We start from the raw sequence: 15,836 nt of genomic DNA, 5'->3' as shown, positions 1-15,836 counted from the left end.
CCACCCGACTTCCCACACCTGACAGAATACACGATTCCCCGGTCATTCTGGCAGCCGAGTTGACGCGCTAACCCCGCACTGAAGGACGGGGCCCGCGCGCTACGTTTCCCGGTCATCGTCAGGACGCCCTGACTCCCCCGGCCGTGGTCGGCCCGAACCGCTCGTCGATCAGGCCCTCGAGGTCGAGTTCACCGGCTCTGGTCTGCGCGCCGGCGGCCAGGGCGACGGTGAACCGCTCGGTGGCGGCCGGGCCGGTGAACAGCGGCCAGAGCAGTTCACCCTCGGCCGTGAGCCCGTCGGCGAGGGGCAGCACCGCGGCGGCGTCCACCGCCTTCCTGGCCGCGGCGACGGCGGGCCAGGGGTGCGAGGCGATCCGCAGCGCCAGCCGCTCGACGAAACCGTCGAGTTCCGCTGCCGGCAGGGCCCGGTTGACCAGGCCGTATCGCTGTGCGGTCGCGGCGTCGAGAAGGTCCGAGCCCAGAATCATCTCCAGGGCGCGGGAACGGCCGAGCAGGCGTGGCAGCAGCTGGGTGCCGCCCCCGCCGGGCAGGATGCCCAGGCTCACCTCGGGTTGCCCGAACCACGCCTGCCCGCTGGCAGCGAAGCGCATGTCCAAGGTCAGCAGGAACTCGTGGCCGCTACCGCGCACGCTCCCGGCGACCTTGGCGATGGTGACCTGCTCCAGGCTCCGGTAACGCGCGAGCAGGCCCGGCCCGGGGCCCGCCAGGAAACCCTGCGCCACCGCCGGGTCGACGACCAGACGCATGTCGCCGTGCCCCAGGTAGAACTCCGGGTTGGCGCTTTCGAACACGATGACCCGCACCGTGTCGTCGGCTCGCACCTCGGTGTGGAAACGGTCGAGATCGGCGATCAGCGCCTCGTCGAACAGGTTGAGCGGTGGGTGGTCGAAGACGACGAACGCGACCCCCGCCTCCCGCCTGACCGTGAGCGTCTCGTACGTGTCGTAGCCCATCCGCGACTCCCCTGACTTCGATTTTCCTAGCCAGGAGACTAGCTCACTTCTCGATCAGAAGTCAGGGGGTACGATGGCCCGCGTGGAATGGACAGATGTCGATCTTGACAATTGCTCCATCGCGAAGGCGCTCGAGGTCGTGGGATCGCGATGGACCATCGTCGTCCTGCGCGAGGCGTTCAACGGAGTACGTCGCTTCGAGGACTTCCAACGACATCTGGGCGTCTCACCGTCCGTGCTCAGCCAGCGCCTGCGGAGCATGACCCGCGACGGGCTCCTCGAGCGCGTGCCCTACCGCGAGGAGGGCGACCGCGAACGCCACGAGTACCACCCCGCCGCCAAGGCGTGGGATCTGTATCCCGTCATCGTCGGCCTCATGCAGTGGGGCGATCGCCATCGCGACGACGGCGCCGGCGCCCCCGTGCACCTGGTCGACGCGGCCTCCGGCAAGCCGGTGATCGCGGCCATCGTCCCCTTCGACAGTCCCACCTGCGCCCCGTCCGACCTCATCGTGCGCCCCGGGGACTGCCTGCGCGTCCTGCCCGACCACTAGCCACGGCCGGTGCGGCTCCTCGGCGAGGTGATCGCGCCCGCGTCGCGCCGTCACGCGGGCGCGCTCAGCCCCGCCCCGCAACGACGCGGCGGACGCGGCGGATGCGGTGCGCTACCAGGCGAAGTGTTCGGGGGCGGTCCGGTAGCCCGGGAAGATCTCGTTGAGGCGGGCGAGCGCCTTGTCGTCCAGCGCGACCTCGAGCGCCCGGACGGCGTCGTCCAGCTGCTGCTGGACGCGTGGGCCGACGATCGGCGCGGTGACCGCCGGCTGGTGCAGCAGCCAGGCGAGCGCGACGTCCCCGGGCTCGTGGCCGAGCTCGGCGGCGAAGTCCTCGAAGGCCTCGATCTGCGGCCGCTTGGCCGCCAGGGTCTGCGCGGCGCGACCCTCGAGGCGCCGACGCCCCGCACGCTCCCTGCGCACCACACCACCGAGCAGCCCGCCCTGCAACGGCGACCACGGCAGCAGACCCACACCATAGTGCGCGGCGGCGGGCAGCACCTCCAGCTCGATCTCCCGGGTGAGCAGGTTGTAGATCGGCTGCTCGCTGACCAGACCGAACGTCCCCCGGCTCGCCGCGGCGGCCTGCGCCTGCGCGATGTGCCAACCCGCGAAGTTACTGCTACCGACATAAAGAATCTTGCCGGCCGTGACCGCGACATCGATGGCCTGCCAGATCTCATCCCACGGCGTGGCGCGATCGACATGGTGGAACTGGTACAGGTCGATGTACTCGGTCTGCAACCGGGCCAGGCTCGCGTCCAGCGCCCGGCGGATGTTCAACGCCGAGAGCCGACCCTCGTTCGGCCACTCCCCCATCGCCCCGAAGACCTTGGTGGCCAACACCGTGCGCTCCCGGCGCCCACTACCCTGCCCGAACCACCGACCGATAATCGACTCGGTGTAACCCCGACCCTCACCCTGACCCGACGTGCCAGCCGAACGCAGACCATAGGCGTTGGCCGTGTCGAAGAAGTTGATGCCGTACCCGTGCGCCGCATCCATGATCGTGTGAGCATCAGCCTCACTGGTCAACGGACCGAAGTTCATCGTGCCCAGACACAGACGCGACACGGACAGACCAGAACGACCAAGCTGGGTGAACTGCATCCTGGACGACATCCTCTCCGATAAGGAATCAGCCGACGCCAGGGCCGGGCCGGCACCACACCATCCCAGTCTTCACCTTCGAGCACACTCCAGGTCAATCCCCGCGTCTCCCGACCCGAAGGAACTCCGACCGCGGAGGTCGGCGGGTCATCGGCGTCCGCCTCGAGCGGGGCGATCAGGGTCACCACCTCGGAGGGGACGCTGACGCCGATGGCGCTGCCCAGTGGGGACCGTTCGGCATAGGTGCGTTCCGCTGGACGTGTGGCACCAACCGCCACCCGGGTAGCGGGCCGGTCAGGGTGAACCTCGAGGAGGAACCCGTGGCCGGGCCGAACCGGCGCAGGCCCGCGGCCATCAGGTCGATCTCGTCCCGCCAGGCCAGTGGGTCCAGGCCTACGCGCCGATCGACCCGGGCTGTTCCCGTACCACCCGGATCGTCGCTGGCCAGAGCGGACATGTACAGGCCCAGGCAGGTGCGAACGTGCTCGGCGAACGCGGTCAGGACCCGGTCGGTGACATGCGCGCGGACATCATGCTCGTCGACACCACGGTCGATGGCATCGATGGCCGCCGCGGTGAGGACCGCCGTCCGGATGGCCTGCGTGCTTCCCGAACCGCACAGCGGGTCGAACCGGACGGCGCCGTCGCCCACCGAGAACCACCCCGGTCCGCACAGCGGTCGGCGCAACCGGGGCGCCGCCGGCACGACGACGGCCGCCGTGGGCGCTGCCGCGAGCCGATGTCCCAGCTCGGTGTCGGCCAGGAGCCGGCGCAGCAACGGCACCGGGTCGGCGACGGGCCCGGGCACCATGGCCTGCACCAGTGCCCGCCCAGGCCCGACCGGCGCAAGGAAGATCCAGGCCGGGCCGGTGGTCACCAGGTGACTGCCGGTGATCGACTCGGCTGCCGCCAGCCGCACCTGTGCACTGATCATCGTTCGCCGTCCGATGTCGATCGGACGGGCCCCGGCAGCCCCGGCCACACCGGCCTGACCGGCCACTCCGGTCTGACCTGTGGTCGGGTGACCGGCGGCGACCAGCCACCCGGTGACCGGCGGTACGGTGTCGGCCGCGGTGAACCGGACCAGATCCGGATGAACCTCGGTCAGGCGTACGCCCAGCCGCTGGGCCAGCTGGGTCCCGTCGACGGCCAACGCCGGCTGCTCCAGAGGCTGGTCGGTCCTGGAGTCACCCCAGTGGACGTGCCGGCGCCGGATCGGCCAGGCGCCGTCGAACAGGTCGTCCCCGCCGTCCCAGATCTCCCGCAGCAGGGCGGTGGTCAGCTCGTTGAGCACCAGCCAACGCGCCGGTGGAGCCGCCCGTCCCGGTTCCCAGCCGGTGACAAGAACACGCCGGTCCTGCCCGGCGAGCAGGTAGGCGCAGGTCAGTCCGGCCAGCCCGGCCCCGGCGACGACGGCGTCGGTCACCCCTGCGGCCGCGGTGGTGGTGGCCCGGCCGGCAGCGCGAAGCGCGGCCGCACACCGTGCGCGGCGAGCGTGTGGTTCGTCTCGTGCAGGTTGACCATCGCCCGGCGAGCCTGTTCGAGCAGCTGGCCGCCAGCCCGGTCGCCGAGGGCGAAGGTCACCTGAAGGGCGTCGAGCAGCAGGGCGTAGTTCTGGTCGCTGAGATCGGCCAGGCCCGCGGTGAGCGCGTCGACCGGTTTCGCCCGCAGCGTGCGCAGGTAGCTCGCCGGCTCGAGCCCGGCCAGGTGCCCCTTGACCAGGGTGAACCGGTGGAAGTGCGCACCCCCCTCGTCGATGATCAGTTTGAGGAGGTGGACGAGCCGGTCCCGCTCGGCGAAGAGGTCGGGCCGACGGTCGATCGTGGTCAGCAGCCGCACGTACATTCCGTCGACGCCGGAGGCCGTGCCCTGGCTCGGCCGTTCGACGTCGATGAACCAGTCCAGCTGCGCCGGGGTGAGTGGTTCGAGTCGGAACGGCCGGTCGAGCTGGCGGTGGATGCGGGTGGCCCGTCCGACGTTGGGTGGTTGACCGAGCAGGGCGAGCGCCTCGTTGACCCAGCGCAGGTGGCGCATCTCGTCGACGGCGATGGAGAAGACCTCGGTGGCCGCGGCGTGCACCCGGCGGGTCCGCTCGTCGGCGTCGTCCGGCAGCTGTCGGGGCACGTCGAGTGAGTAGTGGGCGAAAAGGTACTCCACCGAGAGGGCGTGTTCGACGGTGGCCAGGTAGTTCAGCTCGTCACGTACCTGCCTGCGGGTCAGCCCGTCGGCGGTCGGCCCCGGTGGCGGTGGCGGGGCGACCCCGGCGCTCTCCTGGCCGCCCAGCACCACGGCCAGGTCGTTCCAGGCGTGGAGCATGGCGGGGTAGTCCAGCTCCTGCTCGCGGCGCCCGCCCGCGGTCGGCAGGTCCGCGGGCGGCGGGACACCGGTGCGGTCGGCCCGTTGGAAGTTGACGTAGGGCACCTGCCCGTCCGCGCTGGTGACGACGTCGGGTTTGGCCGCCGCCCAGTAGAAGCAGCCGCAGTCCCGGAAGTCGTACTGCCATGGCGCGCACAGGCTGCGGGTCAGTTCGCCGGGCAGGTAGACCTCCGGGTCGATGACGCCCTCGGCGTCGAGGTAGCGGGCGCGGTCAGCGACCAGCACCGCCAGCACCGTGCCGTCCGGGTCACGCTGCACGACGCTGCGCTCGCCACGGCGGAAATCGTTGAGCGGACCGTCCACAGCGCCGGCGCCGGGCGAGGAGACGCCGGGTGCCGGGCCGAGCAGGATCGCGATCCGTCCCGGCATCAGGTCGTGCACCACCCGCCAGACGTCGAGACCACCGAGGTTCGTGCAGCTGAACGTCGGGATGTCGGCCTCGGCCTGGTCGACGGTCGTGCGCCCGCAGACTGCCCACAGGTGCAGGGGCAGGTCCGCGTCGGTCAGGCCACGTTCGGCGGCGATGCCGGTGGCCCCGACGGCGCGCAGCGCCGCGCCGTCGGGGCGCTGGAACTCGAAGGTCAGCCCGGGGAAGAACGCCTTGTCCAGGTTGCGCTGGTCGAACTCCAGTCCCGGAAAGCAGTTGTCGACGCCGCTCTCGGGACGGGAGGCCGCCGGGTTGCCGCGCACGACGTGGTCCGCCCGCGCCGTCAGGTTTCGGGGGAAGATCTTCCCCGCCGGTGGCCCGGTCACGGGATCCGCCATGGTCCGCTCCTTTGCTCACGCACCGCCGTCAGCGGGCGACGGTCGTCGGATCACTGCCGCTGCCGCCGGGCGCCGGCGTCGCCGAAAGCCCCGCGAAGTAGTCGGGGCGCGCCGCCGACAGCTCCACGTAGGCCCGCAGGCAGAAGTCGAGCCAGCCGCGGATGTAGTCGCATCCGGGCCGCCCGCGCCGGGCGACCTCGTGGTAGCAGCCGCCGCCGCACAGGTACCGGGCCCAGCACGACCGGCACGGGCTCATCCGGTCGACATGGCCGCGGGCCAGGTGCGCGGCCCGGGCCGTGTGGTCCGGGCCGGCCGTCACCGAGCCCATCGCGAAGTCGGGGTCGTCGACGAGGCGGTGGCAGGCGAACAGATCGCCGTTCGCGGCCGCGCTGAGATACCCCGCGCCCGCCCCGCACGGGTAGGGACGGTGGCTGCCCCGGTGGATCTGCGCCAGCGCCGTCTCGAAGTTGCCGAACGGGTACCGCCGGCCGGCGACCAGCTCACGCAGCGCCATCTCACCGCACTCGACCATGTACTCGAGGAACGTCTCGAACCGCGACCCGGTGAACTCGAGCGTCGGGTCCGGCGACGCGACGACCGCGGCGAACCCGACCTCGTCGAACCCGAGGCCGATCACGTGGTCCAGGACGTCGAGCAGCCGACCGCCCGTCGGGGTGACGGTGACCCGGGCGGCGAGATGACGGGGACGCCCGTGCCGCGCGAACACGTCGAGGCCCGCGCGCACCCGGTCGTAGGAGCTGGCCCCGCCGGGCAGCCGGCGCAGCGCGTCGTTGCGCTCCCGGTCGCCGTCGAGACTCACCGAGACGGCGAACGGGTGGTCGGCCAGCAGCCGGGCGTCCGCGGGGCGCAGCTCGGTCAGGTTCGTGGTGAGGGAGAACCGCACCCGACGCCCGACGGCCGGGGCCGCCCGGGCCGCGTAGGCGGTGACCTCGCCGACGAGGTCCGCGGCCAGCAGCGGTTCGCCGCCCATGAACCCGACGACCACATCGGCGCCCGGCCGCGACTCGGCGAGCAGCCGGTCGACCGCGGCGAAGGCGACCTCGCGGTGCATCACCCGGGCCGAGCCGCCGAAGCGTCCCTCGTCCGCGTAGCAGTAGGCGCACGACATGTTGCACGCCTGCATGACGTTCAGCGACAGCGCTGACAGCGGTGGCGGGTCGAGGGGACGGCCGTCGATACGTCTGGACGTGCCGGGCACAAGCCCCAGATCAGCGAGCGGACCGGGAGCGAGCCCGGTCACCCCGCCCGGGTCCAGCCAGGATCGCACCTGCTCCTCGACCTCGCCGGGCAGGTCGTAGACCCGGCTGCCGTCCACCACGAACAGATGCGCCCCGTGCGCGCTGTGGAACAGGTGGGCCTCGGCGGCGGCACCCGGCGCCGCGTTCGGCGCGTGCTGGTCGCCCGGTTCGGGGTGTCCGTCCGCGGCGGACGCCGGGGGCCACTGCGGGGGGCGGCGGCCGATCTGCAGCAGGACGCTCACGTGCCCGCCTCGATATCCCGCCGCAGCGCGGTGCTCCAGGCCCGGAGCAGGTCGTACTGCCGCCGGGTGAGATGCATGGGATGACCGTCGGAGCCGCGCATCAGCGCCGGCATCCGGCGGTCGTAGTAGCGCTCGCTGGTCGCCGGTTCGCGCACGACCGTGGGCAGCAGGTCGGGTCGCTCCCGCAGCAGGTCCTCCAACACCTCCAGGGCCAGAAACCGGCGGTGGCGCGCCCGTGCCGCGTCGGTCAGCGGGAACGGATGCTCGGTCAGCGGCTCGGCGGGCGGGAACGCCCGGTCCCGGGCCGCCTCGATCGGCTCCCCTCGGCCGCGGGCGATCACCTGGTTCTCGAACCGGGCGCGGTCGTTCTGGGCGTCGACGTTGACCGTGCTCACCGTCTCGAGGACGCGCTCGAACAGGTCGCGGACCTCCAGCGTGGTGCGGTCGGTGTCCGCCACGTAGGCGGGGTCGAGGACGTCGGCGCGCCGGACCCGGTCGGTCAGGCCGTCCGCGGCCGAGGTGAACGGGCGCTGGTCGGGTGCGAAGTCCGGCGGTCCGACGACGATGCGGGCCGTGGCGCTCAACCCGGCCGGCCGGTCCGGCCCCGCGGGCAGGACGACCCGCACCGTGCCGTCGCAGACATCGTCGACGAGACCGAGACCGGAGTTGCCCTCCGCACCCGCGAACAGCTCGCGCGGGTTGGTGCGTGGGTCGTCTCCGCTGAGCGCGAAGCCGACCCAGCTCGACCGCGGGTTCAGGACCAGCCGGTCCGCGGGCAGCACGTACTCGGTGGTGCGCGCCGGGAGGTCCGTCGGCCCGTACACCGCGCCGACCGCCGGGGTGAACCGCAGGCGCAGTTCCGGCAGCGCGGCGTCCGGACTGGTCAGCTGCACACTGCCGAGCGGGACGCGGCTGTCGGCGGGCACCAGCGGCGCCGCGGCCCCCGCCGGCGAGCGTCCCTCCAGTGGACGGCGCCCGGTGTCGTCCCCGGCGATGCTCACCGTCGCGACGATCCGGTCGTCGTCGACCTGGGTGTAGTGGTGCGCCTTGAGGTTGGCGACCTCGACCTCCCAGCGCACATCGGCGAGCGCGAGGCCGGCGGCGGCGAGGACCTCGACAGTGATCGGCCCCTCCTGGGCCACACCGTCGACCGTCCAGGCGCCGTGCAGTTCGAAGAACGGGCACACCGGACGGAAACCCGCGGCGTCCTTGAACGTCACCGCCGCGGGCCGCCGGACAGTGACCGTGCCGTCCTCGGCGACCTCCAGGGTCTCGGCCGGCTGGACCGTCGTACGCCCGGTCCCCCGCGACGACAGGTCGTTCGGACCCCAGCGGTAGTTGTCACACGGGGTGGGCGACGGGCCCAGCCGTCCGTAGGCGAGCGGCGGGTACAGCCACAGTCGATCGATCACCCGGGTCTCCTGTTCTTCTGCCACGCCCGCGCGCCGGCGTTTCCCGCTGCCGCGCACATCCCTTCGGACCGGGACTCCGGGAATCCGCCGACGGAGTCGCCTCCGGTTATCCGTCGGCGTTCACCGGAGATTCCCCGAACTCACCACGATGGCATTGTCCGATTCATCCCGCGCGTCATCGTCCCGACCACGTACGGCGATCCAGGCCATCTCGGCCCGGATGACAGTATGGTGGTTCTTCCGCGCTCAGATCTATCACACTGATGCCACCGAACACCATCCCGTGGATGCCGCCACGCGGGCGGCTGTCGTCCGACGGACAGTGAGCGTTTCCCGCCGCCGAGACCCCCTCTCCCATGCGAGGATCCGCCTGCCCCCCAAGAGCTTCCGACCAGATGGGAGACGCAGGTGCCAGTCGTGTTCGGACCCCCCGGCGGTCTCGATGACTTCACCGCCATACCTGGCCAGAAAGCCGCCTGGCACACCGCTATGTCGGTTTTCTTCGACCAGGCGGTCGCCAGAACCGAACAGTCCGTCGGCCGCGGCAACAGCCAGTTCTTCAATCCGGCCCGCATCGATCCGGCAGCCCCGGTCACCAGGCACGTCATAAGCTGGACCGGTTTTCCCAGGAGCCTGCTCGACGGCGCGAGCGAAGCCCAGGCCCACAAGGAGGCCGAGCAGCTGCTGGAAGGTGTGGTCGGCACCCGCCGGGTGCGTTTCCGCCCCCAGGACGAATATCTCGAGTGGCACGCCACCCGCGATGTCGACGGCCGCCTCCTCGCCGTCGACTTCACCTGCGAGGGGCCGGAGTACTGGACCGCGTTGGCGCACGGCTACCCGGACGGTGTCCGCCCCGGGCCCGGCGCGCCCACGGCCCGGGGCAGTATCGCGAAGGTGCTCGAGCTGTACCGGCGTTACGTCAGCCCGCGGGTGCGGCGTGAGGACCTGCTGCTCCGTGGCCGCTACGACCCGTGGAACCGGTGGAACACCGAATCCGGCGCGATGCACCTGACCCATCCGAGCAACTCGTTGCAGGCCGAGATCTTCCTCGCCGCGGACGCGACGGTGACCCGCCAGCGGGGCGGCCAGGTCCTCACCGACGCCGACGAACTGATCGGATGCGCACGCTACGGCGTGGCGACCCGGGCCAGTGACCCGACGATCGGCGCGGCGGTCAACGGCCTCGCCCGGCTCGGTGCCCGGGTGTCCCTGCTCGCCCCGGTGGGCCTCTACATCGACTCGCTCGACACCACCGGCTGGTCCAGGCCCGACGGCGCCCCGGTGGGCGACTACTGGCGTGTGCTGCGCGGTTCGGGTGACGCGGCCGTGCGGGTGCGTTACGAGGTTCCGGCCAGCGAGGGTTTCGTGCTGGGCGACATCCGTATCGGCGGCGAACCGATCGAGTACGCCGGGCAGATCGCCGAGCATGTGACGATGAAGCTCACCGGGATCGCGGCCGAACGTGGCCGGCACACCCGGCCCGCGCGGCCCTGCGAGGCGGCCTCGCCCCCACCGCCCGCCGCCCTGGCCGCTACCGAGACCGAACCCGTCGAGCCGGGAACCCGGCTTCGGTGAGCGCACCCACGCGTCCCCCCGGTGCGACCGGCCCGACCAACCCGACCAACCCGACCAGCCCGACCGGTGCGACCAGCCTGGCCAGCTCGGCCGGTGCGACCAGGCCGGCCGGCGCCGCGGAAACAGGCCACGTGGCCGTCGAGCCGGTGCTCGCCGCGCACGAGATCCAGGGTGACGTCCTCGCCGGTTTCCGCAAGGACAACGCCGTCTACCTGTTCCTGCGCATCACCGACACGTCCGGTGCGCGCCGGGCGCTGACAGCGCTGCTGGGGCGGGTCAGCCCGCTGGCCGACGTCGCCCGGTTCAACCGTCTGTTCCGGTCGGTGCGCCGGCGCCGGGGCGAGGTCCGTGGATCGCTGAGCGCCACCTGGCTGAACATCGCCTTCACCGCGACCGGGCTGGCCGCGCTCGTCGGCGAGGAGGCGGTGCGTCAGTTCGACGACGACGCGTTCCGGCTGGGGCTGGCCGCCCGGTCGGCGTTGCTGGGCGACCCGACCGACCCCGCCTTGGCCGGTCATCCGGGCAACTGGCGTGTCGGCGGGCCGACGAATCCGGTCGACGCCGTCGTCATCGTCGCCGGTGACAGTCCGGCGGACCTGACGGCGACCGCCGCCTGGGTGAGCGACATCGCCACCCGCCCGCACGACGGCGCCCCGTCCGGTTTCGCCGTGGTCTTCGAGCAGCGCTGCGCGGCCCGGCCGGACCTGCCCGGTCACGAGCACTTCGGCTTCCGGGACGGGGTGTCCCAGCCGGGTCCGCGCGGCCGGCTGGGCGATGGTCCGGACGACTACCTCGTCCCCCGGGTCATCGCCCCCGGCGACCCCCGCTCCCGGTTCTTCGGCCGCCCCGGCGAACGGCTGGTCTGGCCGGGCGAGTTCGTACTCGGCCTGCCCCGCCAGCCACTGCCACCGCGCGACGAGTTCGACCCGCTGCCCGGTGCGGTCGCCGGACCCGCCTGGGCCCGCGACGGCTCCTACCTGGTCATCCGACGTCTACGGCAGGACGTGGCCGCGTTCACCTCGTTCCTGGACGAGACCGCGGCCCGACTGCGCCGCGACGGTACCTTCCCCGATCTCACCGCGGACCGGCTCGCCGCCCTGCTCGTGGGCCGCTGGCCCAGCGGGGCGCCGCTGGTACGCACGCCGCTGACGGACGACCCGGCTCTGGGCGCCGACGACTTCGCCGTCAACGACTTCTCCTACCTGACGGCGGAACCGGCCTGCCCGCTGCGGCCGGGTGTGCATCCGCCCGACCGCTTCCCGGCGACGATCGCGGACCCGCAGGGGCGTCTGTGCGCGCATGCCGCCCACATCCGCAAGGTCAACCCGAGGGACCAGGCCACCGACCTCGGTGGTGCACGCACCACCCTGCACCGGCGCCTCCTGCGCCGCGGGCTGCCCTTCGGCCCGCCGCTGACGACCACGGTCGACGACGAGGTGGACCGCGGCCTGCTCTTCGCCTCCTACCAGGCCTCCATCGAGGACCAGTTCGAGTTCGTCTCGCAGAACTGGGTGAACCGCACCAACCGGCCCTCCGCGGACCCCGGCGGCCACGACCTCATCCTGGGTCAGGCCGCGGCGGCCCCCGGACGGCGACGCGTCACCTACCTCCTCGACGCGGCCGGCGATCCCGTGGAGATCACCACGGCGACGGAGTGGATCACACCGACGGGCGGCGGATACTTCTTCGCCCCGTCCATCTCCGCCCTGCGCGCCCTCGCCCAGCCTCCCGCCTGACACGTCCGCCTATCGCACCGACTCGTGCTCGACGGGACGTATGTGGTCGCCGACGTGGCGCGCGGACGCCAGGGTGGGGGCGCTGTGCAGCGCGGCGGCCAGCGCTGGTCCGAGATAGGGGGCGAGCAGCCGCGCGTAGGTGTCCGAGAGGTGGCTCCAGTCGCGGTAGACGAGCGTGTTCCCGACGACCAGCGGGCAGCCGTCGGCGGTGCACAGCCAGCCGGTCGGGTCGATGAGCAGCGCGCCACCGTCGCGAGCCCCACGGTTGTCGATCTCCCGGGCCGCCGAGGTCAGTCTCGACGCCGCGATCGACACCGCGCACGCCGAGATCTTCGACGGATGCCGGGCCAGACAGTCCAGGACGTTGAACCCGGGGAACGGGGTGTCCCGCAGGAAGGCGACGCCGGCACCGGTCGCGCGCAGGTCCCGCATCAGCCCGGTCATCGCCGCCGGGCCCTGACCAGCCACCTGGGCGCGTGCCTGCGAGCCGACCACGACCAGGTTCGGCCGCAGCTGGACGATCTTTCGCAGGACGGCGGCCCGCCAGGTGTCACACTCGGTGTACGTGCGGCCGAGAGCGTCCTCGAAGTAGTCCGGATACGGCGCCGGCGGGCAGTCGGCCTTGGCGAACAGGACGACCCGCCAGTGCCGTTGCGCCCCGACGGCGTCCAGCGGCGCGGACCACTGGCTGGCGTGCGAGTCGCCGAACAGCACGACCGTCCTCGACCCGGACGGATCCCCGACGACACAGCCGGTCGGCGCGGTCTGCGCGAACATCGCGAGGCACCGGTTCGCCTGGTGGTCGTCCCGCGCACCGTCCAGGGTGGGGGTGAGGTCCGAGGGCAGCCGGTCGACCCGAAGCGCACGCCGCAGCAACGAGGTGAGCGGGCCCGCCGTGACCCCGTCGAAGCCGGACTCCGCCGACAGCCTGACCAGCGCCGCCCGCAGCACGCTCTCGGCGGCCGCCGTCGGTGCGACCGCCGGGCTTCCCAGCGGACGCGCCGGTGCCGCGACGGTCGCTGCCGGCACCGTGACCAGGGCGGCGGCCAGGATCGAGGTCGTACCGGCCGCCGCCACGCATGACGCGCCGAAGCCAAGACCCAGCAGCGGGCGGCGGACCAGCACCGGCCGGGACCGGGCCGGTCTCTCCACCAGCCGGGAGGTGAGCGCGGCGAGCAGCAGCGACGCCACGGCGGCCGCCGACCGCTGGGCGGTGGACAGCGGTCGGTCGCCCGCCTGCGCCCAGATCTGCAGCAGCGGCCAGTGCCAGAGATACCAGCAGTAGCTGAGCCGGCCGAGCAGCCGCAGCGGTGCCCGGTCGAGCACCAGCCCGGCGCCGTGCGTCGCGGCGGCGCCACCACCGGCGATGACGCAGGCGGTGGCGAGCACGGGCAGCGACGCGGCGACACCCGGGTAGGGCACGCCCCCGTCCAGCAGGAGGGCGGCGGTGAGAATCCCGGCCAGACCCACCCAGGTCAGCAGCGATGCCAGCACCGGACGCGGCCGCCCACGGCCCTGCCCGCAGATCGCGACCACCGCGCCCACCGCGGGCTCCCAGATCCGGGTGTGTCCGCCGAAGTACGCCCACGGCGCCGACCGCCCGGTGACGATCACGTTGAGCGTGAACGAGCTCGCGGCGACGGCGAGGAAGACGAGGAGCAACGCTCGATCCGCGGTGCGCGGATGTGCCCGTCCGGTCTCGTCCGCCGCCCGCCGCCGGGCCAGGGCACGCAGACGGACCAGGGCGCGCAGACGGACCGGTGCGGCGACGGCGACGGCGATCAGCACCGGCCAGACGAGGTAGACCTGTTCCTCCACCGCCAGCGACCAGAAGTGCAGGAACGGAGACGGTGCGCCGCCGGCATGGAAGTAGTCGGTCGCCTCGCGGGCGAACACGAGGTTGATGACCGAGAGAATCGCCCATATCCCCTCGCGGGCGATGACCTGCAGCCGCAGCGGCGACAGCCAGATACATGACGCGAGGGTCGTCACGACGACCACCAGGGCGGCCGCGGGGATGATGCGCCGTGCCCGGCGTGCGTAGAAGCGCGGCAGCGATATCCGACCGGTTCTCGCCCGTTCCCGTTGCAGTTGCCGGGTGATGAGGAAACCGGAGATCACGAAGAAGACGTCGACACCCACGAATCCGCCGGGAACACCCAGAGCCGCGTGATCGAGAACGACCAGGAGCACCGCGACCGCGCGCAGGCCCTCGATGTCCGACCGGAAGTACCGCTCCTCGCCCCCCGACCGGTGCCCGCGCGGACATCTTTCGATCACGTCGGACAGCCAGGTCGCACCCGGCGATAGTCGCGCGCCGCTTCCCCGCCGCCAACTCGAGCGGTCGGTTCGGCCACACCCGACGGCGACAAAGAAGAAAGCCAGAATCGTCGGGTTCTCCGGATGGATGACCGGAGAGCACGATCACCCGCGACAGCAGTATTTCGGTAACAAAAGCAGCGCGGAGCCCGCCGGGCCGATTAACGTGCCGGCCATGACGACAGATCACATCGCGGGACATCTGCGCGCCGGCGGCCATCCGCCCGGCGGTGTGCGCGACCACGCCGACGTCCGGGTGCGTCAGCACAGCCTGCCGCGGACGTACACCGCGTTCGCGGCGCTACCGGACGCGACCGGCGAACAGACCGCCGCGGTGGTGCAGGTCCTGGCGCGTTACGGCCATGTGATCGACACCGGCGACGCGAGTCTGCTGGCCCAGGTGTTCCTCGACCCGCCGGGCCTCGACCCGGTCACCGCCTCCCCCGCCCATCACACCGTCAACACCGAGGTGAAGCGGGTTCCCGGTGGCCTGGCCGCGTGGAGCCGGCTGCTGACGATCGCCGGTGACGGCAGCGTCGCGAGTGCCGACGCCGTCGACAGCCTCGTCGAGACAGCCGACGGCTGGCGGGTGGCCACGCGGACCGTGCATCCGCGCCACGGCGGACCAGCCGTCATCACCGACGGGACCGCTCCATGGGCGTAGACGCCTCCGCCGCGCACACCCCGAGCCCGAACACCCCGGGCCCGAACACCCCGGACCCGCACGCGCAGGATCAGCCGAGCGTCGTGGGCTCCACAGTCGCGCAGGTGCGGATCGTGCCGGTCGACGCGGCGACCTACGCCGAGGTCAGCGAACTGCTCGCCCGCCATGCGCACCTGTTCGACAACGCCGCGGCCGCGACCACACCGGCGGCGTACACCGACGACGCGACGCTCGCCGGGGTCCCGCTGGACCGGATTCTCGACGGATTCCCCGCCGACCGGGTGATGTTCCCGCACCACACCACCGACATCGTCGTCCACCGGATCGACGACGACACGCTGCGGGTGTGGGCGAAATACCTGATCATCCGCGGTGACGGCACGGCCGGCTCCGGCGACTACCAGGACACCGTGGTCCGCGTCCCGCGAGGCTGGCGGATCGCCGAGCGGGCCGTCAGCCGCGGCGACCGGCCCGCGGACGATCCCGACGGCCCGTCGACGCGCACCCTGTCCACAGCCACGTGGCTCGCCCCGGGGAACTGACATCCCGGCCGAGCCGCGTCCCCAGGTCGGGAGGCGGACCGACCGTCGAGGAACCGGCCATCGGCATGGCTTTTCCCACCAGGAATAGCGGCACTCCGCGGCCACATCATGCCCTGATCCACCCCGGCGGACCAGACACCCGCGACCACAGAAATATTCGAGACACAAAGCAACAACAAACCTCGACTGCCTTTGGCCGACCAAAAGCGGGACCATGGACAAAGCCCTCGTCGCGGTCTAGCCTCGATCTTTCGCCTGCTGGGCGTGTGAGGTCCCGTGAGGACCGCCCGCTGTTTTCGATGTTGAGTTTTGC

At 72.1% G+C, this 15,836-nt stretch carries 12 protein-coding genes; 5 read left to right on the top strand and 7 right to left on the bottom strand.

The window, feature by feature from the left end; all coding sequences use genetic code 11:
* Positions 1–118: 118 nt before the first annotated feature.
* Positions 119–973 (bottom strand): enoyl-CoA hydratase/isomerase family protein, encoded by an 855-nt coding sequence (locus MXD59_RS25315; protein WP_248827082.1) that lies wholly within the window; start codon positions 971–973, stop codon positions 119–121.
* 82 nt (positions 974–1,055) lie between these two features.
* Here MXD59_RS25315 and MXD59_RS25310 point away from each other — a divergent pair, with 82 nt between their 5' ends.
* A complete protein-coding gene (locus MXD59_RS25310) occupies positions 1,056–1,526 on the top strand; it encodes a winged helix-turn-helix transcriptional regulator (RefSeq protein ID WP_248827081.1) in 471 nt (156 codons plus the stop codon).
* 111 nt (positions 1,527–1,637) lie between these two features.
* On the opposite strand, the gene MXD59_RS25305 is transcribed toward MXD59_RS25310, so the two are convergent.
* From MXD59_RS25305 to MXD59_RS25285, 5 genes are all read right to left on the bottom strand, one after another.
* Positions 1,638–2,633: an aldo/keto reductase gene (locus MXD59_RS25305; RefSeq protein WP_248827080.1), complete on the bottom strand. Its 996-nt coding sequence runs from the start codon at positions 2,631–2,633 to the stop codon at positions 1,638–1,640.
* Between the two features lie 181 nt (positions 2,634–2,814).
* Positions 2,815–4,059: an NAD(P)/FAD-dependent oxidoreductase gene (locus MXD59_RS25300; protein WP_248827079.1), complete on the bottom strand. Its 1,245-nt coding sequence runs from the start codon at positions 4,057–4,059 to the stop codon at positions 2,815–2,817.
* Positions 4,056–5,774: a ferritin-like domain-containing protein gene (locus tag MXD59_RS25295; protein WP_248827078.1), complete on the bottom strand. Its 1,719-nt coding sequence runs from the start codon at positions 5,772–5,774 to the stop codon at positions 4,056–4,058. The genes MXD59_RS25300 and MXD59_RS25295 overlap by 4 nt, the downstream gene beginning before the upstream one ends.
* Positions 5,775–5,802: 28 nt before the next feature.
* Entirely contained in the window at positions 5,803–7,275 is a 1,473-nt protein-coding gene (locus tag MXD59_RS25290; RefSeq protein ID WP_248827077.1) for a radical SAM/SPASM domain-containing protein, read from the bottom strand.
* Positions 7,272–8,687 (bottom strand): hypothetical protein, encoded by a 1,416-nt coding sequence (locus tag MXD59_RS25285; protein ID WP_248827076.1) that lies wholly within the window; start codon positions 8,685–8,687, stop codon positions 7,272–7,274. The genes MXD59_RS25290 and MXD59_RS25285 overlap by 4 nt, the downstream gene beginning before the upstream one ends.
* 408 nt (positions 8,688–9,095) lie before the next feature.
* Between MXD59_RS25285 and MXD59_RS25280 the strand changes: the two genes are divergently transcribed.
* Together MXD59_RS25280 and MXD59_RS25275 are read left to right on the top strand one after the other, a co-directional pair.
* On the top strand, positions 9,096–10,262 hold the full coding sequence (locus tag MXD59_RS25280) for a DUF8225 domain-containing protein (protein WP_248827075.1): 1,167 nt from the start codon (positions 9,096–9,098) through the stop codon (positions 10,260–10,262).
* A complete protein-coding gene (locus tag MXD59_RS25275) occupies positions 10,259–11,998 on the top strand; it encodes a Dyp-type peroxidase (protein WP_248827074.1) in 1,740 nt (579 codons plus the stop codon). Before MXD59_RS25280 ends, MXD59_RS25275 begins: the two co-directional genes overlap by 4 nt.
* A 9-nt stretch (positions 11,999–12,007) precedes the next feature.
* On the opposite strand, the gene MXD59_RS25270 is transcribed toward MXD59_RS25275, so the two are convergent.
* The gene (locus MXD59_RS25270) at positions 12,008–14,278 is read right to left on the bottom strand and encodes an acyltransferase family protein (protein WP_248827073.1); all 2,271 of its coding nucleotides are present in this window, start codon (positions 14,276–14,278) and stop codon (positions 12,008–12,010) included.
* 214 nt (positions 14,279–14,492) lie between these two features.
* Between MXD59_RS25270 and MXD59_RS25265 the strand changes: the two genes are divergently transcribed.
* Together MXD59_RS25265 and MXD59_RS25260 are read left to right on the top strand one after the other, a co-directional pair.
* Entirely contained in the window at positions 14,493–14,981 is a 489-nt protein-coding gene (locus MXD59_RS25265; RefSeq protein ID WP_248827072.1) for a hypothetical protein, read from the top strand.
* Positions 14,972–15,523 carry a nuclear transport factor 2 family protein gene (locus MXD59_RS25260; protein WP_248827071.1) on the top strand — a complete coding sequence of 184 codons (552 nt, stop codon included), beginning with the start codon at positions 14,972–14,974 and terminating at the stop codon, positions 15,521–15,523. The genes MXD59_RS25265 and MXD59_RS25260 overlap by 10 nt, the downstream gene beginning before the upstream one ends.
* The last annotated feature ends 313 nt before the right edge of the window (positions 15,524–15,836 follow it).

Origin of the sequence: Frankia umida (genome assembly GCF_023242945.1) — a bacterium.
Lineage (GTDB): Bacteria > Actinomycetota > Actinomycetes > Frankiales > Frankiaceae > Frankia > Frankia umida.
Note: the sequence above shows the minus strand (reverse complement) of the source record. Positions and strands in the feature narration are given on the sequence as shown.

Coding starts and splice junctions, on each gene's coding strand:
- MXD59_RS25315 (WP_248827082.1), bottom strand. CDS start 973: ATGGGCTACGACACGTACGAGACGCTCACGGTCAGGCGGGAGGCGGGG.
- MXD59_RS25305 (WP_248827080.1), bottom strand. CDS start 2,633: ATGCAGTTCACCCAGCTTGGTCGTTCTGGTCTGTCCGTGTCGCGTCTG.
- MXD59_RS25295 (WP_248827078.1), bottom strand. CDS start 5,774: ATGGCGGATCCCGTGACCGGGCCACCGGCGGGGAAGATCTTCCCCCGA.
- MXD59_RS25265 (WP_248827072.1), top strand. CDS start 14,493: ATGACGACAGATCACATCGCGGGACATCTGCGCGCCGGCGGCCATCCG.
- MXD59_RS25260 (WP_248827071.1), top strand. CDS start 14,972: ATGGGCGTAGACGCCTCCGCCGCGCACACCCCGAGCCCGAACACCCCG.